The sequence below is a fragment of the Erwinia sp. S43 genome, from assembly GCF_016624745.1.
GTDB classification, from domain to species: Bacteria; Pseudomonadota; Gammaproteobacteria; order Enterobacterales; family Enterobacteriaceae; genus Erwinia; species Erwinia coffeiphila.
This window is the reverse complement of record NZ_JACVTX010000002.1, coordinates 340,735-365,783: the sequence shown is the minus strand read 5'-3', so window position 1 is coordinate 365,783 and position 25,049 is coordinate 340,735. Positions and strand designations below refer to the sequence as shown.

24 protein-coding genes and 1 pseudogene are annotated in these 25,049 nt (G+C 57.2%); 15 read left to right on the top strand and 10 right to left on the bottom strand.

Going from position 1 to position 25,049, the window contains the following annotated elements; all coding sequences use genetic code 11:
• Window positions 1-20: 20 nt before the first annotated feature.
• The 8 genes and pseudogenes from IBT47_RS03895 (at window position 21) to IBT47_RS03860 (ending at window position 6,213) form a co-directional block, all read left to right on the top strand.
• The gene (locus IBT47_RS03895) at window positions 21-329 is read left to right on the top strand and encodes a type II toxin-antitoxin system HigB family toxin (RefSeq protein WP_200559390.1); all 309 of its coding nucleotides are present in this window, start codon (window positions 21-23) and stop codon (window positions 327-329) included.
• Window positions 326-742, top strand: coding sequence for a type II toxin-antitoxin system HigA family antitoxin (locus IBT47_RS03890; RefSeq protein WP_200559240.1), 417 nt, complete (start codon window positions 326-328; stop codon window positions 740-742). Before IBT47_RS03895 ends, IBT47_RS03890 begins: the two co-directional genes overlap by 4 nt.
• Window positions 743-747: 5 nt before the next feature.
• Window positions 748-900: pseudogene (locus IBT47_RS03885) on the top strand (transcriptional regulator); the annotation flags it as partial.
• A 158-nt stretch (window positions 901-1,058) separates the two neighbouring features.
• The gene (locus IBT47_RS03880) at window positions 1,059-2,528 is read left to right on the top strand and encodes a catalase (protein WP_200559239.1); all 1,470 of its coding nucleotides are present in this window, start codon (window positions 1,059-1,061) and stop codon (window positions 2,526-2,528) included.
• A gap of 139 nt (window positions 2,529-2,667) precedes the next feature.
• Entirely contained in the window at window positions 2,668-3,399 is a 732-nt protein-coding gene (locus IBT47_RS03875) for an amino acid ABC transporter ATP-binding protein (protein ID WP_200559238.1), read from the top strand.
• Window positions 3,400-3,422: 23 nt separating this feature from the next.
• Window positions 3,423-4,091, top strand: coding sequence for an amino acid ABC transporter permease (locus IBT47_RS03870; RefSeq protein WP_200559237.1), 669 nt, complete (start codon window positions 3,423-3,425; stop codon window positions 4,089-4,091).
• A gap of 19 nt (window positions 4,092-4,110) precedes the next feature.
• Window positions 4,111-4,902, top strand: a complete 792-nt coding sequence (locus tag IBT47_RS03865) for an amino acid ABC transporter substrate-binding protein (protein ID WP_200559236.1) — start codon at window positions 4,111-4,113, stop codon at window positions 4,900-4,902.
• A 3-nt stretch (window positions 4,903-4,905) separates the two neighbouring features.
• Entirely contained in the window at window positions 4,906-6,213 is a 1,308-nt protein-coding gene (locus IBT47_RS03860; RefSeq protein WP_234471683.1) for an NtaA/DmoA family FMN-dependent monooxygenase, read from the top strand.
• On the opposite strand, the gene IBT47_RS03855 is transcribed toward IBT47_RS03860, so the two are convergent.
• The gene (locus IBT47_RS03855; RefSeq protein WP_280523270.1) at window positions 6,210-6,860 is read right to left on the bottom strand and encodes a TetR/AcrR family transcriptional regulator; all 651 of its coding nucleotides are present in this window, start codon (window positions 6,858-6,860) and stop codon (window positions 6,210-6,212) included. The genes IBT47_RS03860 and IBT47_RS03855 overlap by 4 nt on opposite strands.
• Window positions 6,861-7,138: 278 nt before the next feature.
• Between IBT47_RS03855 and IBT47_RS03850 the strand changes: the two genes are divergently transcribed.
• The 4 genes from IBT47_RS03850 (at window position 7,139) to IBT47_RS03835 (ending at window position 10,032) form a co-directional block, all read left to right on the top strand.
• Window positions 7,139-7,396, top strand: coding sequence for a YdgH/BhsA/McbA-like domain containing protein (locus tag IBT47_RS03850; protein WP_105591645.1), 258 nt, complete (start codon window positions 7,139-7,141; stop codon window positions 7,394-7,396).
• 36 nt (window positions 7,397-7,432) lie between these two features.
• The gene (locus tag IBT47_RS03845; RefSeq protein ID WP_105591644.1) at window positions 7,433-7,690 is read left to right on the top strand and encodes a hypothetical protein; all 258 of its coding nucleotides are present in this window, start codon (window positions 7,433-7,435) and stop codon (window positions 7,688-7,690) included.
• Window positions 7,691-7,787: 97 nt separating this feature from the next.
• Complete coding sequence (locus IBT47_RS03840; RefSeq protein WP_200559235.1) at window positions 7,788-8,375, top strand: hypothetical protein; 588 nt, start codon at window positions 7,788-7,790, stop codon at window positions 8,373-8,375.
• 169 nt (window positions 8,376-8,544) lie between these two features.
• The gene (locus tag IBT47_RS03835) at window positions 8,545-10,032 is read left to right on the top strand and encodes an aldehyde dehydrogenase family protein (protein ID WP_200559234.1); all 1,488 of its coding nucleotides are present in this window, start codon (window positions 8,545-8,547) and stop codon (window positions 10,030-10,032) included.
• 70 nt (window positions 10,033-10,102) lie between these two features.
• Here IBT47_RS03835 and IBT47_RS03830 read toward each other — a convergent pair whose 3' ends face one another.
• On the bottom strand, window positions 10,103-11,032 hold the full coding sequence (locus tag IBT47_RS03830; protein WP_200559233.1) for an FAD:protein FMN transferase: 930 nt from the start codon (window positions 11,030-11,032) through the stop codon (window positions 10,103-10,105).
• Between the two features lie 36 nt (window positions 11,033-11,068).
• On the bottom strand, window positions 11,069-13,846 hold the full coding sequence (locus IBT47_RS03825; protein WP_200559232.1) for a flavocytochrome c: 2,778 nt from the start codon (window positions 13,844-13,846) through the stop codon (window positions 11,069-11,071).
• Between the two features lie 523 nt (window positions 13,847-14,369).
• Between IBT47_RS03825 and IBT47_RS03820 the strand changes: the two genes are divergently transcribed.
• The gene (locus IBT47_RS03820) at window positions 14,370-15,881 is read left to right on the top strand and encodes an anion permease (RefSeq protein ID WP_105592001.1); all 1,512 of its coding nucleotides are present in this window, start codon (window positions 14,370-14,372) and stop codon (window positions 15,879-15,881) included.
• 175 nt (window positions 15,882-16,056) lie between these two features.
• Window positions 16,057-17,700 carry a class I fumarate hydratase FumA gene (gene fumA, locus IBT47_RS03815; RefSeq protein ID WP_200545044.1) on the top strand — a complete coding sequence of 548 codons (1,644 nt, stop codon included), beginning with the start codon at window positions 16,057-16,059 and terminating at the stop codon, window positions 17,698-17,700.
• 135 nt (window positions 17,701-17,835) lie between these two features.
• On the opposite strand, the gene IBT47_RS03810 is transcribed toward fumA, so the two are convergent.
• From IBT47_RS03810 to IBT47_RS03780, 7 genes are read right to left on the bottom strand one after another with little or no spacing between them, the layout of a single operon-like run.
• A complete protein-coding gene (locus IBT47_RS03810) occupies window positions 17,836-19,131 on the bottom strand; it encodes an amidase family protein (protein WP_200559231.1) in 1,296 nt (431 codons plus the stop codon).
• 3 nt (window positions 19,132-19,134) lie between these two features.
• Complete coding sequence (locus IBT47_RS03805) at window positions 19,135-19,989, bottom strand: TauD/TfdA family dioxygenase (protein ID WP_200559230.1); 855 nt, start codon at window positions 19,987-19,989, stop codon at window positions 19,135-19,137.
• An 18-nt stretch (window positions 19,990-20,007) separates the two neighbouring features.
• Entirely contained in the window at window positions 20,008-20,745 is a 738-nt protein-coding gene (locus IBT47_RS03800; protein WP_200559229.1) for a class II aldolase/adducin family protein, read from the bottom strand.
• Between the two features lie 2 nt (window positions 20,746-20,747).
• On the bottom strand, window positions 20,748-21,485 hold the full coding sequence (locus IBT47_RS03795) for an ABC transporter permease (protein WP_244913696.1): 738 nt from the start codon (window positions 21,483-21,485) through the stop codon (window positions 20,748-20,750).
• A 2-nt stretch (window positions 21,486-21,487) separates the two neighbouring features.
• Window positions 21,488-22,234, bottom strand: a complete 747-nt coding sequence (locus IBT47_RS03790; RefSeq protein ID WP_200559228.1) for an ABC transporter permease — start codon at window positions 22,232-22,234, stop codon at window positions 21,488-21,490.
• Window positions 22,231-23,061 carry an ABC transporter ATP-binding protein gene (locus IBT47_RS03785; RefSeq protein WP_200559227.1) on the bottom strand — a complete coding sequence of 277 codons (831 nt, stop codon included), beginning with the start codon at window positions 23,059-23,061 and terminating at the stop codon, window positions 22,231-22,233. Before IBT47_RS03785 ends, IBT47_RS03790 begins: the two co-directional genes overlap by 4 nt.
• Window positions 23,062-23,081: 20 nt before the next feature.
• A complete protein-coding gene (locus tag IBT47_RS03780; protein ID WP_200559226.1) occupies window positions 23,082-24,092 on the bottom strand; it encodes an ABC transporter substrate-binding protein in 1,011 nt (336 codons plus the stop codon).
• A gap of 258 nt (window positions 24,093-24,350) precedes the next feature.
• Between IBT47_RS03780 and IBT47_RS03775 the strand changes: the two genes are divergently transcribed.
• Window positions 24,351-25,028, top strand: coding sequence for a GntR family transcriptional regulator (locus tag IBT47_RS03775; RefSeq protein ID WP_200559225.1), 678 nt, complete (start codon window positions 24,351-24,353; stop codon window positions 25,026-25,028).
• Window positions 25,029-25,049: the final 21 nt, after the last annotated feature.

Genomic DNA, 25,049 nt, shown 5'->3' with positions numbered 1-25,049 from the left:
TGGAACCTGGAGGTAAGGATGTGCATGTTGTTTCAAGAGCTCCTTTTGACGAAGCAGTAAAGCAATTTCTCAACGATCGTATTGCGCTTGAAGATACTTATCGGTTTTTGAAGCGTTTAGTTGCTAATCCGGACGAGATGAAGAAATACTTTGCCAGCCTGGATCGCATGAAATACAGGGATAAATGGTGGGTTATTGATATCGGCGGTAATAACTTACGTATCATGTTTTTTGCCGACTTTGAGCGCGGGAAAATATTCATCAAACATATCTCCACGCATGCCGATTACGACCGGTTAACAAAATATTATCGGGAGAACAAAGTATGATTTTTAGCGATGCAATAAATGCAGCTAATGAGCTTGCCCGCATGGTGCCTTTGCTGGGAGGTAGTACTTCGCGTAAGGATTATGAGGAAGCGCTAATGCTGGTTGAGTATTTGCTTGAAACGCAACCCGACAACCCGCTGGTTGAGATGCTGACGGCGAAAATAACCGCTTATGAGGACCACGCGCCCGAATTCGCCGCGTTTAACGCCCGCATCACAGCCGGAAAAAATGGCGTGTCGCTTCTGCGGGTTCTCATGGATCAGCATGGTCTTGTTCAGTCTGATTTTGAAAACGAGATTGGAAAAAAATCGTTGGTGAGTCGGATTTTGAGCGGTGAACGTTCGCTGACACTGGATCATATGAGAGCGCTGGCTAATCGATTTGGCATCCCCGTATCAGTGTTTGTTGATTGATCGGAATGAGAACATTAGATGAAGTCATTGCGGCTCGATCGCCGGAAAGTCAGAAACGCATTACCGAACTGGCTGATGAACTGATACTGGAAACTGGTCTGCAAACGATCCGTGAAGAATGCCAGTCATCACAAAAAAATGTCGATAAGACCATCGGCGATCGTTAAGTTCGGGCGCTGAGTTTCTATCTGCTGAACGTGTTTCAGAAAATGAATACGTGTGCGCCTTGTATCGTTAAACACTAAAGGCACAATCTTTTTGTGTATATAGTCTACCCTTAATCGCTGGACTCCATAACAAAGTCGGAGAGACAGTGATGAGCAATGATAAACGCAAACCTACCACCAACGATGCCGGTAATCCGGTTGCCAGCGATGAACACTCCCTCTCAGTCGGCCCCGACGGCCCGCTGCTGCTGCATGACCACTATCTGATTGAGCAGATGGCCAATTTTAACCGTGAGCGCATCCCCGAGCGCCAGCCGCATGCCAAGGGCAGCGGGGCGTTTGGCCGTTTTGAAGTGACGGAGGATATCAGCCGCTATACCAAAGCCGCGCTGTTCCAGCCAGGGGTGAAAACCGAGGTGGTGATGCGCTTTTCCACGGTAGCCGGGGAGCGGGGCAGCCCGGATACCTGGCGCGATCCGCGCGGCTTCGCCATCAAGTTCTACACCAGTGAAGGCAACTACGACATGGTGGGGAACAATACCCCGGTGTTCTTTATCCGCGACCCGCTGAAGTTCCAGCATTTTATCCGCTCGCAGAAGCGACGCGCCGATAACAATTTGCGCGATCACGATATGCAGTGGGATTTCTGGACACTGTCGCCTGAATCGGCGCACCAGGTCACCTGGCTGATGGGCGATCGCGGTATCCCGAAAAGCTGGCGGCATATGGACGGCTTTTCCAGCCACACTTATATGTGGGTGAACGCGCAGGGCGAGAAGTTTTGGGTGAAATACCACTTCAAAACCGACCAGGGCGTGGAGTGTCTGCACCAGCAGGAGGCCGATCTGCTGGCCGGGCAGGACGGTGATTATCATACCCGCGATCTGTATGACGCGATCAAACGCAGGGAGTATCCGAGCTGGACGCTGTATATGCAGATTATGCCGTTCGCCGAGGCGGATAATTATCGCTTTAACCCCTTCGATCTGACCAAAGTGTGGCCGCATGCGGATTACCCGCTGATTAAGGTCGGCACGCTCACGCTCGACAGAAATCCGACCGATAACCACGCGCAGATTGAACAGGCGGCCTTCGAGCCGAACAATCTGGTGCCGGGCATCGGCATCAGCCCGGACAAGATGCTGATTGGCCGCATGTTTGCCTATGCGGATGCGCACCGCGCGCGGCTGGGGGTGAACTACAAGCAGATCCCGGTTAACGCACCGCATTCGCCGGTGAACAGCTACAGCAAGGACGGCGCGATGCGCATGAATCCGGTGTCCGACCCGGTTTATGCACCGAACTCCAAAGGCGGCCCGGTGGCCGACGGCCAGCGCTACCCGACGGATTCCACCTGGCATGCTAGCGGCGATATGGTCCATGCACCGTACAGCCTGCATCGTGACGATGACGATTACGGCCAGGCGAACACGCTGATTAATCAGGTGATGGACGATGCCGCCCGCCAGCGGCTGGTGGATAACGTCAGCGGCCATCTGCTCAACGGCGTGGAGGAGCCGGTGCTGTCCCGCGCCTTTGAATACTGGCGCAATATCGACCGTACCATTGGCGATCGCATTGCGCAGCAGGTCACCGTCGAACGCGCCAAACGCCCTTAATCTTCACGGCCTCCTTCGGGAGGCCATTTTTCTGCTGTTTTCTTCAGCGAATAATAACTAACCTTATAATTTTTAAGCATTCGTCTGCAATTTTTTGCAACGTTACACTGCCCCAAAGTGATTTTTTAGTGGGGCGGTCATGATTAAAGTCAGCGGGTTAAATAAGAAGTTTAAGAATTATCAGGCGCTTAACGATATCAGTTTCAGCGTCCGACGTGGCGAAGTGGTGTCGATTATCGGGCCGTCCGGCTCGGGAAAATCCACGCTGTTGCGCAGCCTGAATCTGCTGGTGAAACCCGACAGCGGCCAGCTCACCATCGGTGATGAAACGGTCGATGCCGCGTCCCTGACCCACCGTAGCACTACTCGTTTTCGTCGCCAGAGTGCGATGGTCTTTCAGCACTACAACCTGTTTAAGAACAAAACCGCGCTGGAAAATATCTCCGAAGTGCTGATCTACGGCCGTGGCTATCGCCGGGATGAGGCGCGCGATCGGGGGATGGAACTGCTGACCAGCGTCGGGCTGGCGCATAAAGCCTCGGCTTATCCCATTACGCTGTCCGGCGGTCAGCAGCAGCGCGTCGGCATCGCCCGTGCGCTGAGCCTGGAGCCGGAAGCGCTGCTGCTGGATGAACCCACTTCATCGCTCGACCCGGAGCTGCGGCGCGACATTCTCAACCTGATCGCCAGTCTGGCCGAGCGCTCGCTGACCATGCTGATCGTCACCCATGAAATGAAGTTCGCCCGCGATATTTCACAGCGGATATTTTTTATGGAGCAGGGGCGCATCCTTGAGCAGGGCGCGCCGGATGTGCTGTTTGATCCCGTCACGGAAAACCGCGCGCACCGCTTCCTCCACGAATTTGCCTGATACCACGATAAGGACATCCCGCCATGAATTTTGACGTTGGCTATATGCTGGGGATTATTCCCCAGATCCTGACTTACCTGCCGATCACCCTGTTTATTTCACTGGCTTCCATTGTGCTGGCCACCTTGCTGGGTGCCGGGCTGGCCGTTTTGCTGCGCGGCATCCGTCCGCTGGCGCTGTTCGCCCATCTGTATATCTCCTTTTTCCGCGGTACGCCGGTGCTGGTGCAGCTGCTGATTATCTACTTCGGCCTGCCGCAGCTGTTTCCGGTGCTTAACAGCCTGAGCGCCACGCACGCGGTGATCATCGGTCTGAGCCTGAACAGTGCCGCCTATCTGGCCGAAGTGTTTCGCGCGGCCATCGACTCGGTGGATCGCGGGCAGTGGGAGGCGTCGCTGGCGTCAGGCCTCAGCCACGTCAACGCGGCGAGGCGCATTCTGCTGCCGCAGGCGTGCCGCAATGCCATTCCCGCCGCCGGAAATATCTGGATTGGCCTGATCAAGAACTCGTCGCTGGCCTTTACCCTCGGGGTGAGTGAACTGCTGGCGGGCGGCAAGCTGATCGCCACCGAATCACTGAAATTCTTTGAAGCCTATTTTGCCGTCGGGCTGGTGTACTGGGCGCTGACCATTGTGCTCAGCGCGCTACAGCGGCAGCTGGAACGCTATATCGGCAAGCCATACGTCCTCTGACTAACCGGGAAATAACATCATGAAAGGGTATAAATATGTACTGATTGCCGGCGCGCTGGCACTGCTGAGCGGCTGTGATAATGCCGCCGATAAATCTGCGGAGCAGCCGGTGCTGAGGGTGGGTGCCACGCCGGACGGCTATCCGCACTATTTTAAGCAGGGGAACGAAATCAAAGGCTTCAGCGCTGAGATCCTGCAGGCGGTGGCGGAGAAAATTCACTACAAAATCGAGTGGGTGACCTCCGACTGGGTCGGGGTGCTGGGCTCGCTGGAAACCGGCAAGGTGGATACGGTGGGCAATTTCGCCGACACCCCGGAGCGGCGCAAGAAATATGATTACAGCGTGCCGTATTACTACTCTGCGGCGGCGCTGGCGGTCAGTGTGAATAACAACAGCATCCACGGGCTGAGCGATATGGCCGGGAAAACCGTGGCCGCCGAGCTGGGGTCGAACTATGCCAAAGTGCTGAAAGAGTTTGACCCGGAAAACAAAATCAAGCTGGTGACTTTCGAAGGGTCTGATGTGGTGTTTAACAGCGTGGCGCAGGGCAAGGTGGATGCCTTCGTTTCCGGTCAGGTGATCCTGCTGGGGCAGATCAAACATAAGAATCTGCCGCTGAAAGTGGTCGGTGAAACCTTTGGCGAGAAGCAGGTGGCGCTGCCGTTCCGCAAGGACGCCAGGGGAGAAGAGCTGAAGGCGAAGGTGGATAAAGCGCTGACCGAACTGCGCGCCGACGGCACGCTGAAGAAGATCTCCGAGAAATGGTTTGATACCGATCTCACCGTCAGCACCCAACCGGCTAAGGGGTAAATTATGTCACTGCATCTGGCGCTGTTTCTGGAAACCACCGGCTGTCACTATGCGGGCTGGCGGATGCCCGGCGCGGCAAAACCGAATCCCACCGACTGGCCGCTGATTAAATCACTGGCACAGAAGGCCGAAGCGGCAAAGTTCGATCTGATTTTTATGGCCGACAAGCTGTCAATTGATGATGTGTATGGCGACAGCGTGACCGAAGCGGTTCGCCATCGCGTGACCGAGCGGCCGGAACCGTTCACCGTGCTCTCCGCGCTGGGCGCAGTGACCGATAAAATCGGCCTGGCCGGGACCATTTCCAGCTCGGTGATCCAGCCCTTTGCCGCTGCGCGAACCCTGGCGACGCTGGATCATCTGACCGGCGGGCGTGCAGGTTGGAATGTGGTGACCTCGACCAGCGATGCCGAAGCGGCCAATTTTGGTCAGACGCTGCTGAGCCACGAACAGCGATACGAAAAGGCAGAAGCATTTATCGAAGCGGTCCGCACGCTGTGGGACAGCTGGGCGGATGATGCGATTATCGGCGATCGTGAAAACGGCATCTACGCGGACGGCAGCCGGATTCGCTACGCCGGTATTGATAACGACTGGTTCAGTAGCCGCGGGCCGCTGAATATTTCGCGCCCGCCGCAGGGCCATCCGGTGACGTTTCAGGCCGGTGGTTCAGGGCCGTTTATGGAGCTGGCGGCACGCACGGCGGATGCGGTGTTTGCCGCCGAAAAACCCGATCTGGCCTCGGCACAGGCCTGGTACGCGGCGGTGAAAGCGCGGGTGGTGGCCCACGGTCGAACGCCAGACAGCCTGAAGATCCTGCCCGGGTTACAGCCGGTGATTGGCCGTACGCAGAAGGAGGCCGACGATCTGCTGAATGAGCTTAAGCAGTTGCATCATCCGCTGGCCACGCTGACCCATCTTTCAAACACTATGAACTACGACTGGGCGCAGCACGATCTTGACGGTCCGGTGCCGGATATTGTCGGCCAGCTGGCGAGAAAAGAGCGCTTTGCGCCGATGCTGAGCCATGCGAGAGAGCAGGGGATGACCGTGCGGCAGTTTACCAAATGGGTAGCCGGGTCCGGATTTATCGTGGCGGGAACCGCACAGTCGCTGGCGGCACGTATCGCCGAGTGGTATCAGCAGCGTGCGGTGGATGGTTTTGTGGTGATGCCGCCGTGGATCCCCGAAGCCTCGGACGCCTTTTTCAACGACGTGGTGCCGCTGCTACAAGAGAGGGGCGTGTTCCGCGCAGCGTATCAGGCCGATACGCTGCGCGGTCATTTAGGACTGGAACGCCCGGCGCGTTAATCCACGCCCAGCTTGCTGAGTACTGGCCACTGCAGCATCAGTGTATCCACCAGCGCATTCAGTTCCGCTTCCGTCGCGCCTTCGCGGGCGCGTACGGACATCCCCTGCAGCAGGCAGCCCAGCCAGGCGGAAATGCCTTTCAGGTCCGCCCGCGGGTCCAGCTCGCCGGCCGTCTGACGGTCCTGCAGAAACTCCAGCAGATTCTGTTCCTGGTTGTCGTGCCGCCTGCGCAGCATTTTCGCCACGTCTTCAGAGCTGGCGGAAAGACCGGTTGAGGTGCAGATAAAGAAACAGCCGCCCGGCTTTTCGCTGTCGGTAAAACAGGCCGCCGTTGAGCGGAAGTAGTTTTCCACGCCGCTGGCCACGCAGCTGTCCGGGCAGGAGAGCGCTGCGGCACTTTTACTGGCGAACTTCTCGGTATAGCGATCCACCGCCGCGCGGAACATTCCCTCTTTATTGGTAAATTCAGCATACAGCGTTGGCGCTTTTGCGCCCGTCGCCGCCACCAGATCGGCCAGCGACGTAGCTTCATAGCCATGACGCCAGAACAGCTCCAGCGCGATATCCAGCGCCGCTTCCCGATCGAAGGTTTTCGGCCGTCCCCGGCCTTTACGTGTTGCTGCGTCCTGCTCAGTCGTTGTCATCATTCCTCGCTTAGCATTACCGCACAAATGATTAAATTATCAATCAGTATAAAAACATTGTTAGCCGCTGTCGAGCGGTACGTAATGGCTGATTTCGTCTGGCGTTATGCAAAAAAGTGCTCACTATAAAAATAGTAAATTCAATGAATTAGTTATTAAATTATCGATCGTTAATAAAATGGTGTTGACGATACGCACGACGGAGGATAATATTTAATTATCGATCGTTAATTAATAACGACGCCAACTAACCGAACAGCACAAAATCGAGAGTAAATATTATGAAAACCATTAAAATGACCATCGCTGCAATCGCTCTGGCTTCCGTTTCTTTCACCGGCTTTGCCGCCGATCTGGTTAACAGTGCACCTCAGCAGCAGCAACAGATTGGGGTTGTTTCTGCAGGCGGCGCGTCAAATCTTTCTTCACTGGAAGCGAAACTGGCAGTGAAAGCTGAACAGGCAGGCGCGAAATCTTTCCGAATCACCTCGACTTCTGGCGATAACAAACTGCACGGTACAGCGGTTATCTATCAGTAATTCATCTATCGCAGGAAAAGGCATCAAGGGGACATCATGAACATTCGTAAAACGGCCCTTGTTGCAGTCATCCTGAGCACGGTTTCCGGTGCCAGCCTGGCAGCACAAACAGAGGGTTATCTGACCACGGTGCAACAGCCTTCAACCACCAGTTTTGTAACCGGCAGCACCACGCTGGTTGCACTGACGACCCAGTTGTCGGGCAAGGCCACCGCCGTACCTGCCAGAGCGATTCGCACCGCAGCGTATACGGAACCGAATAGCCTGGTGGGTACCACCATCAGCTATCATTGATATGCACTTCTTATCGGGCGCCGCTTCTTAACAGCGGCGCCTTTCTGTTTTAGCAATTTACGTACTATCCTCGACCCCACTCTATAAGGAATCGATAATGCGTATATTTGGCTGTATCAGCGAAAAAGAAAGTCGATATTCAGACAGCAAAACGCCGTTTTTACCGGGGTATAATTTCCACGAGCGTCATCAGTCCGGGCCTATTCGTGCCAGCGCAGAGGCTATCCTTGATGCCGTTGCCGCGTACGATATGCGTGGCGATCCTCTTTCAAATGCTTTTATGATTTTGCGTGAGTTGCCCGGTAAGCTTTTCTCCAGGAATAAACCGCGTAAGCCACAGGCTGCCTTTGGTCTGCATACCTTCACCCCGCTGGATCGGCAGCCGGACAGTCTGACTTACGGCCTGACCGGGCGGTTCTGGCGACCTGATATGGGCATTATTCCGCTGCGGGATGTGCACAAATTCTTTGCGTTCAACGAGCCCGGCGTGGCCCGCCTGGTGTTACATTTTCAACTATTGCCAGCAGGAGACGACTGGCGGCTACAAACCGAAACGTTTATCAACTGTCCGGACAATGCCACCCGGCTCAAGTTGCTGCCTTACTGGCTGTTAATCCGCACAGCCAGCGGTATTATTCGCAAACGCACGCTTTCTGCTATTCAGCGCCAGCTTTCCCTGCCTTAACGTACTTTCAACGATTCATCATTACCGCATCATTGTCTGATGTGAAAGCACGCAAGCTCAAACAGAAGACCCCACAGATAACGCAGATTGATAGCGTGGTAAATCCAGTGTTCACGGGGCTTTCGCCCCCTGACAAGAATGGATTCTCTCTCTCAAACAGGGGCTTTGTATGACTCAGGTAAAACAGCTGGCGGCGGTGAGCGCATTTTTACAACGCGATCACGGCCATTTTATTAATGGATTGAGCCAGCCGGGGGGAGGTGCTCTGCGCCCGGTTATCGACCCTGCGACAGGGAATGAGGTGGCACGCGTTCACGACGGCTGCGCGGAAGATGTTGCAGCGGCTATGGCGGCGGCTCAGCAGGCATTTCTTGGCAGCTGGTCGGAGATGTCCACGCAGGCGCGGGGGAACCTGATGCTGAAACTGGCCGATGCCATGGAACAGCATCGGGAAGAACTGGCGCAGATAGAAACGCTGTGTTCCGGGAAAACTATCGCGCTGTCTCGCGGCCTGGAAGTGGATCAGGCTGTCGCATTTTTACGTTACTTTGCCGGATGGGCAGGGAAAATTTACGGCGAAACGACCGAGATCTCCCTGCCGTCATTCAACGGAGAAAAGTATCGCGGATTTACCCAGCGTGAACCGCTGGGGGTCGTGGTCGGCATTATTCCCTGGAACTTCTCGATCATGATTGCCATATGGAAGATGGCGGCGGCACTGGTTTGTGGCTGTACCGTGGTGCTGAAACCGAGTGAATTTACTCCGCTGACCATGCTGCGGGTGGCGCAGCTGGCCGCCGACGTCGGCTTCCCTCCGGGCACGATCAACGTTCTCAACGGCAACGGCGGATTGCTGGGACCTTTACTGATCGAACACCCGTTCTGTGCCAAAGTGACCTTTACCGGTTCGGTGCCGACCGGCCGTGCGGTGGGTAACGCCGCCAGCGCGCTGGCGAAACCGGCGACTCTGGAACTGGGCGGTAAAAACGCCGCACTGTTTCTGGCGGATATGTCGGTCAGTGAGATGGTTGACGGTATCATGGAGGCAGGCTATGTGAATCAGGGGCAAATCTGCGCGTCGGCGGAGCGTTTCTACCTGCCCGCAGAGAAAATGGACGAGGTGCTGAGCGCGCTGATCCAGCGGCTTTCTCAGCTGAAAGTGGCTTCGCCGTTCGAGGAAGACTGTCAGGTTGGGCCGCTGGCTAATAAGGCCCATCTGGAGAAAATTCTGAAGATGGTTGCCAGGGCGAAAGAGGATGGCGATGAGATCCTTTACGGTGGATATTCGCCGGACCGTCCTGGCTACTACTTCCTGCCAACGGTGGTGAAAGTCCGCAGTGAAGACTCTACGCTGATGCGTGAGGAAACCTTCGGCCCGGTTGGATCGTTCCTCGCCTATGACGATGAGGAAAAGGTACTCCAGCAGATCAATAACTCGCCGTTCGGCCTCGCCGCCAGCGTCTGGACGCATAATTTCAATAAGGCCATTCGCTATAGCGAGCGCATCCAGGCCGGTATTGTCTGGATAAACATGCATACCTTCCTCGATCCGGCGCTGCCATTTGGTGGAATAAAAAGTTCCGGTAACGGGCGTGAGTTTGGTAGCGCATTTATCAACGACTACACGCGTCTGAAATCGGTCATGATGCGTTATTAATCTTCTCTCCGGGCGATGAACGCATCGCCCGCCTGACTTCAGATAATCTCGGTTGCAAGTCACGCAGTGGTCAGATCGTTGCATTGTGTAGCAGGTAACTGTCATCCAGCAGAGAAAAACTGAACTGACGCTGCGAAGAACAGATCACCCGGCGGTCGCGGGTGACAAAAATCGCTTCAATCTGCGGTGTATCTGCCAGATACATCAGGCTGTTTTCCACGCCCATGCCGTACAGCAGCGTGGTCCAGATATCACCATCAATCGACTCTCGCGATATCACGGTCACGCTGAGCAGTTCGTTATCCAGCGGATAGCCGCTGCGCGGGTCGAGAATATGATGGTAGCGCCGTCCGTCGAGTTCGAAATAGCGCTCATAGACGCCAGAGGTGACTACCGATCGGTTCATCACCTTAATCACGCCAATCAGCGCACCGTCTTCAGCAAAGGGCTGCTTCAGGCCGATGCCCCAGCACCGCTCCGTTTGGTGGCCGAGCGTCTGAATATTGCCACCGAGGTTAATCAGCCCGTAATCCACCTGCTGCTGGCGCAGATAGTCGCGTACTTCATCGGCGATCCAGCCTTTCGCAATCGCCCCGAGGTCAATTTCCATACCGACCTGATGCAGAAACACGCTGTGGCTATCATCGTCGAGGGTTATCCCGTCGGGCCGGGTCAGCGTCAGTAACGCCCTGATTTCATCCTCCGGCGGCACGCTGTTGCCCTGAAAACCAATTTTCCAGCGCTTAACCAGCGGGCCAATGGCAAAATTAAATGCGCTACCGGGCAGCAGGCTGACCCGGTGAGCGCGTTTGATCAGGTGATACACCGGCAGGCTGACGGCCACCGGATGGCGGCCCGCCGCATGATTAATCGCCATCACCTCCGAGTGGGGGCGATTCACGGTCAGCCGGTTTTCCTGCTGTTTAATCAGCCGGAATACCCCGCGAGCCAGCGCTTCATCGTGCTCAAACAGCTTCAGCAGGATCGGGGAACCCATCATCACAGCGGAAAAGGCATATACCCCGTCCACCGGATGTCAGCGCCGCGCCCAGGCGGCGGCGTTACGGCCTGCCAGCGTGCCGAAAATGATGATATCGGCAATCGCGTTACCGCCAATCCGGTTGGCACCGTGGATGCCGCCGACCACTTCACCCGCCGCCCATGCGCCGCCAATCGGCTGCTGCTGAGTATCCAGCACCGCCGTTTCGGTATTGATGGTGATGCCGCCCATGGTGTGATGCACACCGGGGGCAATGCGAATGGCGTAGTACGGTGCCTGATTCAGCGGATGGCGCAGCGCGGTGGTGCGGCCAAAATCTTCATCATTCTGCTGGTCGACGAACTGGTTGTAGCGCCCCAGCGTAGTTTGCAGGGTCTCCTGGTCCATATTCAGCTTCACCGCCAGCTCGTGCGGGGTAGGGGCGCTAACAACAAAGCCTTTGGCGATGTACTCATCGGCGGCTTTGTTGTTGCTGCGCACCTGATTGTCGAAGATTATCCAGGCGCTTTTCTCCGGCAGGGCGATAATCGCCGCCGAGACCTTGTCGCGGGTTTCCATCTCGTTATAGAAACGATGGCCCGCCTGGCTGACCAGAATCGCCCCGCCGCCGCGAATGGCTTCGGAAATCAGGTAGGAGGTGGTTTGCTCCACGGTCGGATGGATCTGAATTTCACCCATATCCACCGTGCCCGCACCAATGTGTTGCAGAATGGCAATGCCGCTGCCGGTGGCACCTTTGTGGTTGGTGGTGACAAAACCATCCAGCTCAGGGCGATATTTCACCACCATTTCCCGATTGGCGCTGAAGCCGCCGGTGGCCACAATCACGCTTTTGGCATTCAGAACACGGGTGTCGTTGTATTCGTCGACCACCTTCACACCGCTGACCACGCCGTTTTCCAGCAGGATCTCTTCCACGGCGGTTTCCAGCAGCACCTCGATATTGCGCTGGTTAATGCCTTTTACCAGGCCGCTAATCAGGAAGCCGCCCACCGCAGAACGATCGGCAGGGCGGTGGGTGCGCTCAACGCTCATACCGCCGGTGATGGTGATGTCGCTGAGTTCGATGTTATTGTCCTTCAGCCATTCAATCGCCCCCGGTGCCCGCTCAACGAATTCTTTCAGCAGCACCGGGTTGTTTTTGAATTTGCCGCCTTTCAGCGTCTCGTCATAGAACAGCGTTTTGCTGTCCTCAATACCTTTCAGCTGCTGATAGTGGGTTTCCGCCGCGTTCATCCCCACCGAAGCTTTAATGGTGTTGCCGCCGATGGTCGGCATCTTCTCAATAATCACCACGTGTGCACCGGCGTCGCTGGCCTGGATCGCCGCCGCCAGCCCGGCACCGCCGCTGCCGATCACCACCACATCGTAGCTCTGCGGTGCCTGCGGGTTGCCGCCTTCTTCGATCACGTGCTCTTTACTGGAGGTGGTCATCGCGCGTGAGACGGCTTTTTTCAGCGCCTCACTCTGGGTGGTCGCTCCGGTGATGGCATCCACGTAGGGGCTGTTGGCCACCAGCATACGGGTACGCAGCTTCTCAAAGGTGGTGGTGAAGTCCACATCGAGCGAGTCATCCGCCACCATCGCGATGTCGGTTATACGGTCGGTATCCAGCGTAACGTTGATTTTCAGCTTCAGCGCTTCGGCTTCCACTTTCTCCTGGTACACGCCGGCTTTGTACTTCCGGCCGCCGGAGCTGACATCGCGGATCATCGCATCCACCAGTGAGAATCGCCACAGCGGTTCAGGAATGTTCAGCGCTTCCCGCTGGGTGCTGTTGATAAACAGCTCCAGCTGCTCGTTTTTAATGATGCGATCGGCCCAGTCCGGGTAGGCGATGCAGGCTTTACCTACCGCCACCAGATCGAAGCCTTTTTCCAGCGCCAGTTCGGCGTCGGCTTTATTCAGCACGCCGCCCACGCCGATAACCGGCACCTTTGCCAGGGTCGCCGTACGGGCGGCAAGATATTTGGTGATCAGCGGAGTAGGATCGTCGCGGTCAACAATCGACGGGCGCAACAGCTGGCCGACGGAGAAATGCACATAGTCAATGCCGCGCTCCGCCAGCTTCTCCAGCAGGTACATCGTATCGTCGAAGCGGATACCGGGCACTTCCAGCTCTTCCGGCGAGAAGCGATAGCCGATGATAAAGGTGGAGTCGGCAAAGCGCCGCACCATCTTATGGGTGATCTCCAGCACCTCCAGCGGGAAGCGGGTGCGATTATCGCGGCTGCCGCCCCATTTATCATCGCGCTGGTTGGAGTTCGGTGAATAGAACTGCTGGATCAGATAGGTATTCGCACCGTGCAGCTCCACGCCGTCAAACCCGGCTTTGATTGCCCGGTTTACCGCATCGCCGAACTTAGTGATCATCACGTCGACTTCTTCTGCGGTCAGCGCCTGTGGGGTCGTTGCGCCTTCACGGGGAGCGGCGATAGCGCTTGGCGCTACCGGCGTTTTTCCGCCGATCAGCTCCGGCTCCACCATGCGGCCACCGTGATAGATCTGCAAAATGGCCTTGGAGCCTTTGGTCTTGATAGCGTGGGCAATTTTTGCCAGACCGGAGATTTTATTATCGCTGTCGATGCCGATAGCGCCGGGGAAAGCCGGCCCTTTGGGGTCGATAAAGCAGGACTCAACGATCACCGTACCAATACTGCCCGCGCGATCGCGGTAGTATTCCACCAGTTCACTGGTGACCGTGCCATCGTAAAAGCCGGTACAGGTGGTCATGGGGGCCATTAACAGACGGTTTTTCAGCACGGCGCCGTTCGGCAGCGTCAGCGGATTAAGAACAGGGCTTAACGTATTCATCAGGTGGGCTCCAAATAAAAATTCTTATAATTCTGTTGCAGGCGACGATTTAAAAAATAGCGATTTAACGGCATCCTGTGGCGAATATAAAATTACTCGGGTGGATAGTTTTTTATTCTAAATTCAACCACCAACAATGAACAGATATTACTGTGCCAAAATAAAATAATTTATTAATTGTTAACCAACAAGAACAAAAAATCAACTTTCAATATACATAAAAATAACTTCAACAAAAACAATATCCTATATGTTGTTTTTGTTGCATGAACTGTATTGTCTATAAAGTAAACGACAGGTTTTCTCTGTTGAGATAAACCTTATTATTGATATTAATATTTCCATTTAATTTCGCGGGAATAGCAAAAGTAAACGAAATATAACAATGCATGATTTTATCTGATGGCGGATGGCTCCCTTGATACCCGGGTTACCCGCATAAAAAAATTAAAAAATAAACAGAATATCGGCTATAAAGTATGTGGATACTTCACTCAAACTCATCAACCTGCAGATAAAAACTATGAAACAGACATCGTCGGTTAGTGAAACCGCTGCTGCCCCTCCGGCCGCAACGGGAAATAAAAAACGCCTGATTATGATGTTCCTGCCCGTTCTCGTGGCGGTACTGCTGCTACTGATGCCGGTGCCTGAGGGGCTGGAGCCTTATGCATGGCACTTCTTCGCGATTTTTGTTGGTGTGATTGTCGGCCTGATTTTCGAGCCGCTGCCCGGGGCGGTGATCGGGCTGACCGGGGTGGTGGCCATCGCTTTGTTCAGTCCGTGGGTGCTGTTCAGCCCGGCGGAACTGGCCGATCCGAATTTCAAAACCGCCACCCAGGCGTTTAAGTGGGCGGTCAGCGGCTTCGGCAACTCTACGGTATGGCTGATTTTTGGCGCGTTTATGTTTGCCGCAGGCTATGACAAAACGCAGTTTGGCCGTCGGCTGGCGCTGATCCTGGTGAAATACCTGGGCCGTCGCAGCCTGACGCTGGGCTACGCCATAACCTTCGCCGACCTGCTGCTGGCCCCGTTTACGCCGTCCAACACCGCGCGTAGCGGCGGGACTATCTATCCGATTATCGCCAACCTGCCGCCGCTGTACGGCTCCAAACCCAACGACCCCAGCGCGCGTAAGATCGGTTCCTATCTGATGTGGGTGGCGATCACCGCAGCCTGTATCACCAGCTCGATGTTCCTCTCCGCCCTAGCACCGAACCTGCTGGCGCTGGCGCTGGTGAAAAGCGTTATCGGCTTTGATATCTCCTGGGGCATGTGGTTTATCGCCTTCCTGCCGCTGGGCGTACTGCTTCTGCTGACTATGCCGCTGATGGCCTACTGGCTCTATCCGCCGGAGGTAAAATTCAACGATGAGGTGCCGCGCTGGGCCACCAGCGAACTGGAAAAACTGGGCAAACTGTCGCGCAATGAAATCCTGCTGCTGGTGTTTGTGGTGTCGGCGCTGCTAATGTGGATCTTCGCCACGGCGTGGATTGAACCGGCGATGGCCGCGCTGCTGGTGGTGGTGCTGATGCTGTGGACCGGAGTGCTGAACTGGAATGATATCACCAGCAATAAACCGGCGTGGAACACCTTCGCCTGGTTCGCCACGCTGGTGGCGCTGGCCGACGGTCTGGCGCGCGTGGGCTTTATCGCCTGGCTGGGTAAGCAGGGTGGTCTGCTGCTCCACGGCTACGATCCGCAGGTGTCGGCGGTGGTATTGATGATCGCCTTCTATCTGCTGCACTATCTGTTTGCCAGCACCACCGCGCACACCACCGCGCTGCTGCCCGCGATGCTGACCATTGCCGCCTCCATTCCGGGGATCAATATGCCGGTATTCTGCCTGATGATGTGTACCTCACTGGGCGTAATGGGGATTATCACGCCGTACGGCACCGGACCCAGCCCGATTTATTACGGTAGCGGCTATCTGCCGACCAAAGACTACTGGCGAATGGGCACCATCTTCGGACTGTTCTTCCTGTGCGCACTGATGCTGATCGGCTATCCGTGGATGGTAATGATGTTCTGATCTGGCACAGAAGTCATGGTTATTATCCCCAACTCCCTATAACATTCTCACTAAACCTGCCGGCCCCGCATCTCCCCGGGCCGGCCAGATAATAAAACCATAATGAAATATCGCCAGTGACGTTGCGGGTAGTTCAGCGATGTTGCGCGGCTACTTATCATTAAGTGAGAGCAAAATGTCGAAAAAACCGTTCCATTATCAGACCCCGTTCCCTCTTGCCAAAGAGGATACCGAATACTATCTGCTCACCCGCGATCACGTTTCCGTCAGTGAATTCGACGGTCAGTCTATTTTAAAAGTGGAACCGCAGGCCCTGACGCTACTGGCGCAGCATGCCTTCCACGACGCCTCCTTTATGCTGCGCCCGGCGCACCAGCGTCAGGTGGCCGCGATGCTGGCCGATCCGGAAGCCAGCCAGAATGACCGCTACGTGGCGCTGCAGTTTTTGCGCAACTCCGAAATTGCCGCCAAGGGCATTCTGCCGACCTGTCAGGACACCGGTACGGCGATTATTATGGGTAAAAAAGGGCAGCGCGTGTGGACCGGCGGCGGCGATGAGGCCGCACTGGCGCAGGGGGTGTACAACACCTACACCGAAGACAACCTGCGCTATTCGCAGAATGCCGCGCTGGATATGTACCGTGAGGTGAACACCGGCACCAACCTGCCCGCGCAGATCGATCTCTACAGCGTTGATGGCGATGAATACAAATTCCTGTGCATGGCCAAAGGCGGCGGATCGGCCAATAAAACCTACCTCTATCAGGAAACCAAAGCTCTGCTGACGCCCGGGAAACTGAAAAACTTCCTTACCGAGAAAATGCGCAGCCTGGGTACTGCGGCCTGCCCGCCGTACCATATTGCCTTTGTGATTGGCGGTACGTCGGCCGACAGCACGCTGAAAACCGTGAAGCTGGCCTCGACCCACTATTACGACCAGCTGCCCACCGAAGGCAACGAGCACGGCCAGGCGTTCCGCGACGTGGCGCTGGAGCAGGAGCTGCTGCTGGCGGCGCAGCAGCTGGGGCTGGGTGCGCAGTTTGGCGGTAAATACTTCGCCCACGATATCCGCGTGATCCGCCTGCCGCGCCACGGTGCATCCTGCCCGGTGGCGATGGCGGTATCCTGTTCCGCCGACCGTAATATCAAGGCGAAAATCAACCGCGACGGTATCTGGATTGAGAAGATGGAGCAGAATCCGGGCCAGTATATACCGGAAGAACTGCGCCAGCAGGGCGAGGGCGATGTGGTGCAGGTGGATCTGAACCGCCCGATGAAGGAGATCCTCGCCCAACTGTCTGAGTATCCGGTATCGACCCGCCTGTCACTCAGCGGCACCATTATCGTCGGGCGCGATATCGCCCACGCCAAGCTGAAAGAGCGAATTGATAACGGCGAAGGGCTGCCGCAGTACATTAAGGATCACCCGGTGTACTACGCGGGTCCGGCCAAAACGCCGGAAGGCTATGCCTCCGGTTCGCTGGGGCCGACCACCGCCGGGCGCATGGACTCCTACGTTGACCTGCTACAGGCCAACGGCGGCAGTATGATCATGCTGGCGAAGGGTAACCGCAGTCAGCAGGTAACGGATGCCTGCCAGAAACACGGCGGCTTCTACCTCGGCAGTATCGGCGGCCCGGCTGCGGTGCTGGCGCAGCAGAGTATTAAAAGTCTGGAGTGCGTCGAATACCCTGAGCTGGGTATGGAGGCTATCTGGAAAATTGAAGTCGAAAACTTCCCGGCCTTTATCCTGGTCGATGATAAAGGCAACGACTTCTTCCAGCAGATCCACAATCAGTGTGACACCTGCGTGAAGTAATCGCGTAAAAAAAGTCACCCCCTCGCTTTGAAGGGGGTGACGCATCGCCTGACCTCACAAGCAATCACGTAACACCCGTGCTTAACAGGGCGCAGCTTCAGCGTTAAGCTCTGTCCCGTTACCTTTACGTCTATTTCAACACGTCAATCCGTGGTGGTACTGCGCCATCAGCAGCGCCGCGGCCGCCAGCAGGCGGCGGTCCTCCCCGGCCGCAAACTGAAACTCCATCCCCACGGGAATGCCGTCCGGCGTCTGCGCCAGCGGCAGGCTGATGCAGGGCAGTCCAACGACCGTAGCCGGTTCGCAGTTGGCGATCAGCTGGCGGAACAGCGCATTGGCCTGCGCGACCGGCGGCGGCAGCAAAGGCACCGTGGGAAACACCAGACCGTCTAAGCGATGCTGCTGAAAAACGGCCTGATAGCGGGCAATCAGCAGCGGCTTCCAGTGGTTAAGTGCTTCCTGATAGCGTTCGGGGCCGATGGTTTCGGCATCCGCCACCAGCGCCTGCACGTCGGGGCTGGCGATGGCGCTTTTCAGCTGGTCAAAACTGTAGCGGCTGCCGCGCTGTTGCAGATAGCGCGGCAGGTCGCGCAGCATCTCAAACGAAGCCATCGGGTATCCCGCCTGTACCGCCAGCTCCCCGGCCTGTTCAATGTTCACCTCAACCAGCGTGACGCCGAGATCGCGTAACCGGTGCAGCACCGTCTCCGCCGCCGCCGCAACGACCGGTTCGCAGCCGAGCCAGAAGTGCGCGCGGGGTACGCCCAGCCGCAGGTCGGCCAGCATCACGGCGGGTAGGGCGGATTCACCGCTGATAACGGCATCCAGCGCCAGCACGTCGTCCATACGCTGAGCGATAATACCGGCGGTGTCCCGGCTGGGGGATATGGGGGCGATCCCCTGCTGCGGATAGCGCGCGAGCGAAGGGCGAAAGCCAATCAGCCCGCAGAACGAGGCCGGAAGCCGCACCGATGCGCCGGTATCGGTGCCGATGCTGGCCGTAACAATCCCGGCCGCCACGGCGGCAGCGCTGCCGCTGGAAGAACCGCCCACCACGCGACCCGGCAGGAAGGGATGCAGCACATCGCCCCGGGCCGCATTCAGCCCGCTGGTGCCGGAGGCCAGCTCGTGCATGCTGGCCTTACCGATGATAATCGCCCCGGCACGCTGTAAGCGCGTCACCAGCTCCGCGCTGCGGTTGACCGGCTCCTCCGCCAGCAGCGCGGTGCCGATGCTGGTCGGCATTCCGGCAACATCGATATTGTCTTTCACCACCAGCGGGAAACCGGCGAGCGGGGCGCTCGCGTCGTTGCTGCCTGCCGCCGCCGCTGCCAGCGCCGGTTCCGCAGCCAGCCAGCTCAGGCTGTTCAGGTGGCGCTGCTTAAAGGCCTGTAGCAGCGCCTGATGCAGTCGTTCGTCGGAAGCGGCCATGGCTTACACCAGCGCCTGCGGGCGTTCGCTGCCCTTCACCGTCGCGCGATGCATCACGCGGCGATAGGCGACATCGTCATACGGCGTGGCCTGGTGCATGGTACAGCGGTTGTCCCAGATCAGCAGATCGTGCGCCTGCCACTTGTGGCGATAGACAAACTGCTCGCTAACGGCGTGGGCATTCAGCCGCGCCAGCAGCGCTTCACTCTCTTCCGGCGACAGGCCGACGATCTCTTTCACGATATCCTGGCCGACAAACAGCGACGGACGGCCGGTTTCCTGATGGCGACGCACCAGCGGGTGGATTACGTCCGGGGTGGCGGCTTTCTGCACCTCGGTCAGCGGTTCACGATCGGCGAAGGCTTTGGCGTAGTAGGTGGAATAGGAGTGCACCGCGCTCAGCGGCTGAATCAGGCGTTTAGTTTCTTCATCCAGCGCGTCATAGGCGGCAAACATGGAGGAAAACAGCGTATCCGCACCAACCGGCGGTACTTCCACCGCGTGCAGCACCGAGCCGAAGCAGGGCACATCGTAATAGGACCAGTCAGAGTGCCAGTTCCAGCCCTCTTTATGGTTGCCGATCGCCTTACCGTCCTGCTTAACGTTGGACAGCACATACAGCTCGGGGTACGGCGTGGTCAGATACTGGCTCAGCACGTGAACCTGTAGCTCGCCGAACTCGCGGGCAAAGGCCACGTGCTGCGACTCGCTGACCGGTTGCTGGCGCAGGAGCAGCACCGAGTGGGTGTTCAGCGCATCGCGCAGGGCGGCAAAGGTCTCAGCATCGATCGGCTGGGTGGCATCAACGTTCAGCACTTCCATGCCGATATGTTCGGTTAACGGACGAAGTTCTAACATGACTAATCTCCTCAAGCGTTACTGACGATAGCTGGGGTCAAGGTTGTCCAGCAGACGGATAAAGGCGGGCCACTCGCGTTCACCACGCAGGCGGATATCCCCTTCACATTGATTAAACTGGCGTGCGGCCTTCTCCGAAACGGCTTCCGGCGGCAGCAGCAGCTGGCTACCGCTGCCCTGCGCCATCAGCTGAATGCGCGCGGCGCGTTCGAAGTAGTAAGCGAGCATAAAGGCTTCGGGAATGGTGCGACCGGCGGCGAGAATGCCGTGGTTGCGCAGCACCATTACCTGATGCGGGCCGAGGTCGCGCACCAGCCGCTCGCGCTCATCGGTATCCAGCGCCACGCCCTCATAGGCGTGATAGCCAAGGCGATTCCAGAAGTGCATGGCAAACTGGCTGACCGGCTGTAAACCCTCTTCGAGCGCCGAGACGGCGGTGGCCGCATCGGAATGGGTATGCAGTACGCAGATGGCATCTTCCCGCGCCGCGTGGATCGCGCTGTGGATGACGAACCCGGCGCGGTTTACCTCATAGTCACTCGGTTCCAGCGCGTTGCCTTCCAGATCGATCTTAATCAGGCTGGAGGCGGTCACCTCAGAGAAAAACAGTCCGTAGGGGTTGATCAGAAAATGGTGTTCCGGCCCCGGCAGGCGTACGGAAATATGGTTGTAAATCAGATCGTCCATCTTGAAATGCGCGATCAGCCGGTAGCAGGCGGCAAGCTGTACGCGAAGTTGCTGTTCGGATTGAGTCATGATTATTTCCACCAGATGAAGGTCGTGTCGATCCAGGCCAACAGGCCGTAGAGTGCGATACTGACCAGAGAAGAAACGACGACGGCAGCCCATACGGTCAGCAGATCCACCTGCTGCGTGGACTGGAAGATGGTCCAGCCGATGCCCTGATACGCGCCGAGCATTTCGGCGACAATCGCCACGATAATGCTGCGCACCAGCCCCACGCGCAGGCCGCTGACGATGCTGGGCAGCGCGGCGGGCAGCTGCAGTTTGCGCATAATGGTCAGGCGGCTGGCACCGAAGCTGCGCATCAGATTGATCATCTGCGGGTCGGCCTGTTTCAGGCCGTGCAGGCTGTTGACCAGGATGACAAAGCTGACGGCGAGCACCACCAGCACGATTTTGGACAGCGCCCCCATACCAAACCAGATCAGCGCCAGCGGTATCCAGGCCACGGTCGGCACCGAGTTAATCGCCACCGCCAGCGGCATCAGAATCGCCTCCAGCGGGCGAAAAATCGTCATCAGCATGGCCAGCAGCAGACCGGCCAGCAGGCCAAGCGCAAAGCCGCTCAACGCCTCCACCAGCGTCCAGCCCATAGACACCCACAGGCTGTTGCCGCTGCTAAAAATGGCCAGCACGATACTGTGCAGCGAAGGCAGCACAAACGGCTGAATATGAAACAGCCAGATGCTGCCTTCCCACAGCAGGATCAGGCTGAGTACGCCGAAGAACGGCGGCAGAAGTTTGCGTATCACGGTTATTTCCCCCACCAGGCCAGTTTGTTCTCCAGCCGTTCCACCACGCCATACAGCAGCGCACCGGTCAGCCCGCAGATCACGATCAGCGTCCACATCCTCACCACGTCTTCGTTGTACATCGACTGGATCAGCAGCACGCCCAGACCCGTGGTGTCACCGAACCACTCGCCGACAATTGCGCCGACCAGGCTGAGGGAAATGCCCAGTTTCAGCGCCACAAAAATCGACGGAGCGGCGGCGGGGAAGTGCAGCACCAGAAAACGCTTCAGGCCGCTGGCACCGAAACTGCGCAGCAGGCTGATATGCAGCGGGTCCACCATTTGCAGGCCGCGCTTGGTGTTCAGTGTGACGGGTAAAAACGTCAGGTAAAAAGCGATCATCACCTTGGCGAACAGCGTGTTGCCGAACCAGATCACCACCAGCGCGCCAAAGGCAATCACCGGCACGGTCTGCGAGATAACAAACAGCGGAAACCAGGCGCGATCGATCCAGCTGACGTAGAAAAACAGGATGCCGCAGGCCACGCCAAACGCGGTGCCCAGCGCAAAGCCCAGCAGCGTTTCCAGCCCGGTGCGCCCGGTGCTGGCCAGCAGCAGATCGGCGTTCGCGCGGATATCTGCCACCACCATCGGCACCGACGGCAGATAGCGTGGGCTGATGGCAAACAGCGTGACGCTTCCCTGCCAGAACAGCAGCACCAGCAACACCGCGACCACCAGAGGATGGGTCAGAAGGCGTTTGATCATGACTGTTCCTCATGCTCGGTGAAGCGAAATGACTTCATGCTCTCCTCCTCAATCGCCTCCAGCAGCCGTTTCTTGATGGCGATAAATTCGGCAGAGGTAAGCATGTCGGGGGTACGCGGGCGGGGCAGATCGATCTGCTCAACGCATTTGATGGTGCCGGGGCGCGCGCTCATCACCACCACTTTGCTACCGAGGAAGATCGCCTCATCGATGTCGTGGGTGATAAACAGCACGGTGCGGCGATGCTGCTCCCACAGCTTCAGCAGCCAGCGCTGCATCAGCGTGCGGGTCAGTGCATCCAGCGCGCCGAACGGCTCATCCAGCAGCATTAAATCGCGCTCAAACAGGAAGGTGCGCATCAGCGCCACGCGCTGGCGCATTCCACCCGAGAGCTGATGTGGATAGCTCTGCTCAAAGCCGCTGAGACCAAAGCTGGGGAACAGCGCCTCGGCGCGTTTGCGGGCCTCTTTGCGCGGCACGCCTTCACACTCCAGCGCCAGAATGGCGTTATCCATAATGGTGCGCCACGGCAGCAGCAGGTCCCGCTGCGGCATAAACGACACTTTGCCGAGCAGCTCGCCATCCCGCTGAGACTGGCCTTTAAACAGGATCGCCCCGTCGCTGTCCGGGTCGAGCAGTCCGGCGATCATATTGAACAGGGTTGACTTGCCGCAGCCGGAAGGGCCAACCAGCGTGACAAACTCCCCCTCATTGACGGTCAGGTTGACGCCGGAGACGGCGATGACCTGTTGCTGCCCATCGCCAAAGCGTTTCCATAAATTATCCAGCTGCAGCAGGGGCAGATGTTTTTTTGGTGCAACGGTCATCAGGCTTCTCCGTGCGGTGATCAGTTAAGGGTTTTGTACTGCGCCGGGACGTTATTCCAGAAGCTGAGGTCGAAGGTCTGGTTAACGTCAACCGGCTGTTTCAGCGCGCCGTACTCCACCAGCAACTTCATCATCTTCTCGGCTTTCGGCATATCGACGTTGCCCAGCCCCGGCGATCCCTGCGGGTACATCAGCGAGGCGACGGAGTCGAGCATCGCCACCTGATGCTTACGATCGAGGCTCGGGTTGGTTTTCATCAGAATATCAATGGTTTCGTCGCGGTGGGTGAGAGCGTATTTCCAGCCTTCCAGCGTGGCGTTAACAAAGGCCTGGACCTGCTGCGGCTTTTTTTCCACCATCGATTTTGAGGTAATCAGCGCATCCTGCTGGGTGGTCACCCCGACGTCATCGGGTGAAATCAGTTTGAGGTTGGTGACGCCTTTCTCTTTCAGCGTGTTGTATTCGTTATAGAGGGTGACGGTGGCGACATCGACCTGCTTATCGATAAACGGGTTGAGCGACACCGACTGCGGCAGCAGGGTGATATCCTCTTTTTTCAGCCCTGCTGCACCCAGCGAGGCCAGCAGCGGATACTGCACGCCGGTAAACCACACCGAGACTTTTTTGCCTTTAAAATCTTTAAAGCTGTTGATGCCGGAATCCGCATAGGTGACAAAAGCGAACGGCGTGCGCTGCTGGGACATCGCCAGCGCGACAATCGGCAGACCTTTTTCCCGCGCGGCCAGCACGCTCTCCATACCGCCCGCCAGGCCGAAGGTATCCGCGCCCGACGCCACTAAGGTTTCTACGTTGATGTTCGGACCGCCCGGATTGATGGTGACGTCCAGCCCCTGCTGCGCATAAAAGCCTTTTTCTTTGGCAACGTAAAAGCCGGCAAACTGCGCCTGCGCCAGCCATTTCAGGCGCACGGAAACTTTCTCCTGTGCGGCCTGCGCGGCGCTGGCCAGCAGCGCGGTACAGAGCAATCCAGTCAGACAACGACGGGCGAACTGCGAGGTAAGTCCTGACATGAGCGTATCCTCTGGTTTCGGGTTTAACATTCAGGTGATAATCAAAAATCGTGTTATGTATACATGTGAACGCTTTTTTAATGTCTTAACTGCCCTTCAGGACTTGCAGGATGTGTGCCAGTTTCAATAAATGCCATTGACCCGCGCCAGAAATCAGCGACAATACGCAATATAAAGTGGTGAAAGAGATGTATACCTTTTCATTTAACAGGTATGCAAATGGATCGTAACAGTGCAACCTGATGAGCAAACAGCACCATGAGTGAGCAAAAAAACCTCTCCCGCCTGACGGGAACCTCGCTGGCGGACGGCCTGAAGCAGACGCTGGAAAAAGAGATCGCCAGCGGCGCGCTGGAACCGGGTAAACGACTGGATGAAAAGGAAATTGGCGCGCGGTTCGGTGTTTCCCGTACCCCGGTACGCGAGGCCTTTCGCCTGCTGGCGGCCGACGGGCTGGTGGATCTCAACGGCCGTCAGGGCGTGATGGTGCGCGCCCTGAGCATGAATACGCTGCTGGAAATGTTTCAGGTGATGGCCGAGCTGGAAGGGCTGTGCGCGCGGCTGGCGGCGCGGCGCATTTCGCCGGTTCAGCTGGCTGCGCTGCGTCAGATCCAGCAGCAGATGGCGGATCGCGGTCCGTCAATCTCGCCGGAAGCCTTCTATGAAATGAATCTCAGCTTCCACGAAGGGATCTACGCCTTTGCGCGCAACGCTTTTTTAGCCGAGGAGACGCGCGCTCTGCGTAACCGCGTGGGCGTTTATCGCCGCCGGGTGACCTTCCATCCGGGGCGGGTCAATAAAACTCTCGAGGAGCATGGCGCGATCCTTGAGGCGATCGCCCGTAACGACGCCGATGCCGCGCACGACGCGATGCGCAAGCACCTGACCCTGCTGGGCGATGACCTGGTCGATTTTATCGCGGGCTTCACCAAATAAACATTTTTGCCTTCCTGGTAT

Excerpts from the sequence above, each read along its gene's own strand:
- IBT47_RS03890 (WP_200559240.1), top strand. The coding sequence starts at position 326 with ATGATTTTTAGCGATGCAATAAATGCAGCTAATGAGCTTGCCCGCATG.
- IBT47_RS03880 (WP_200559239.1), top strand. The coding sequence starts at position 1,059 with ATGAGCAATGATAAACGCAAACCTACCACCAACGATGCCGGTAATCCG.
- IBT47_RS03875 (WP_200559238.1), top strand. The coding sequence starts at position 2,668 with ATGATTAAAGTCAGCGGGTTAAATAAGAAGTTTAAGAATTATCAGGCG.
- IBT47_RS03870 (WP_200559237.1), top strand. The coding sequence starts at position 3,423 with ATGAATTTTGACGTTGGCTATATGCTGGGGATTATTCCCCAGATCCTG.
- IBT47_RS03865 (WP_200559236.1), top strand. The coding sequence starts at position 4,111 with ATGAAAGGGTATAAATATGTACTGATTGCCGGCGCGCTGGCACTGCTG.
- IBT47_RS03860 (WP_234471683.1), top strand. The coding sequence starts at position 4,906 with ATGTCACTGCATCTGGCGCTGTTTCTGGAAACCACCGGCTGTCACTAT.
- IBT47_RS03855 (WP_280523270.1), bottom strand. The coding sequence starts at position 6,860 with ATGATGACAACGACTGAGCAGGACGCAGCAACACGTAAAGGCCGGGGA.
- IBT47_RS03850 (WP_105591645.1), top strand. The coding sequence starts at position 7,139 with ATGAAAACCATTAAAATGACCATCGCTGCAATCGCTCTGGCTTCCGTT.
- IBT47_RS03845 (WP_105591644.1), top strand. The coding sequence starts at position 7,433 with ATGAACATTCGTAAAACGGCCCTTGTTGCAGTCATCCTGAGCACGGTT.
- IBT47_RS03840 (WP_200559235.1), top strand. The coding sequence starts at position 7,788 with ATGCGTATATTTGGCTGTATCAGCGAAAAAGAAAGTCGATATTCAGAC.
- IBT47_RS03835 (WP_200559234.1), top strand. The coding sequence starts at position 8,545 with ATGACTCAGGTAAAACAGCTGGCGGCGGTGAGCGCATTTTTACAACGC.
- IBT47_RS03830 (WP_200559233.1), bottom strand. The coding sequence starts at position 11,032 with ATGATGGGTTCCCCGATCCTGCTGAAGCTGTTTGAGCACGATGAAGCG.
- IBT47_RS03825 (WP_200559232.1), bottom strand. The coding sequence starts at position 13,846 with ATGAATACGTTAAGCCCTGTTCTTAATCCGCTGACGCTGCCGAACGGC.
- IBT47_RS03820 (WP_105592001.1), top strand. The coding sequence starts at position 14,370 with ATGAAACAGACATCGTCGGTTAGTGAAACCGCTGCTGCCCCTCCGGCC.
- fumA (WP_200545044.1), top strand. The coding sequence starts at position 16,057 with ATGTCGAAAAAACCGTTCCATTATCAGACCCCGTTCCCTCTTGCCAAA.
- IBT47_RS03810 (WP_200559231.1), bottom strand. The coding sequence starts at position 19,131 with ATGGCCGCTTCCGACGAACGACTGCATCAGGCGCTGCTACAGGCCTTT.
- IBT47_RS03805 (WP_200559230.1), bottom strand. The coding sequence starts at position 19,989 with ATGTTAGAACTTCGTCCGTTAACCGAACATATCGGCATGGAAGTGCTG.
- IBT47_RS03800 (WP_200559229.1), bottom strand. The coding sequence starts at position 20,745 with ATGACTCAATCCGAACAGCAACTTCGCGTACAGCTTGCCGCCTGCTAC.
- IBT47_RS03790 (WP_200559228.1), bottom strand. The coding sequence starts at position 22,234 with ATGATCAAACGCCTTCTGACCCATCCTCTGGTGGTCGCGGTGTTGCTG.
- IBT47_RS03785 (WP_200559227.1), bottom strand. The coding sequence starts at position 23,061 with ATGACCGTTGCACCAAAAAAACATCTGCCCCTGCTGCAGCTGGATAAT.
- IBT47_RS03780 (WP_200559226.1), bottom strand. The coding sequence starts at position 24,092 with ATGTCAGGACTTACCTCGCAGTTCGCCCGTCGTTGTCTGACTGGATTG.
- IBT47_RS03775 (WP_200559225.1), top strand. The coding sequence starts at position 24,351 with ATGAGTGAGCAAAAAAACCTCTCCCGCCTGACGGGAACCTCGCTGGCG.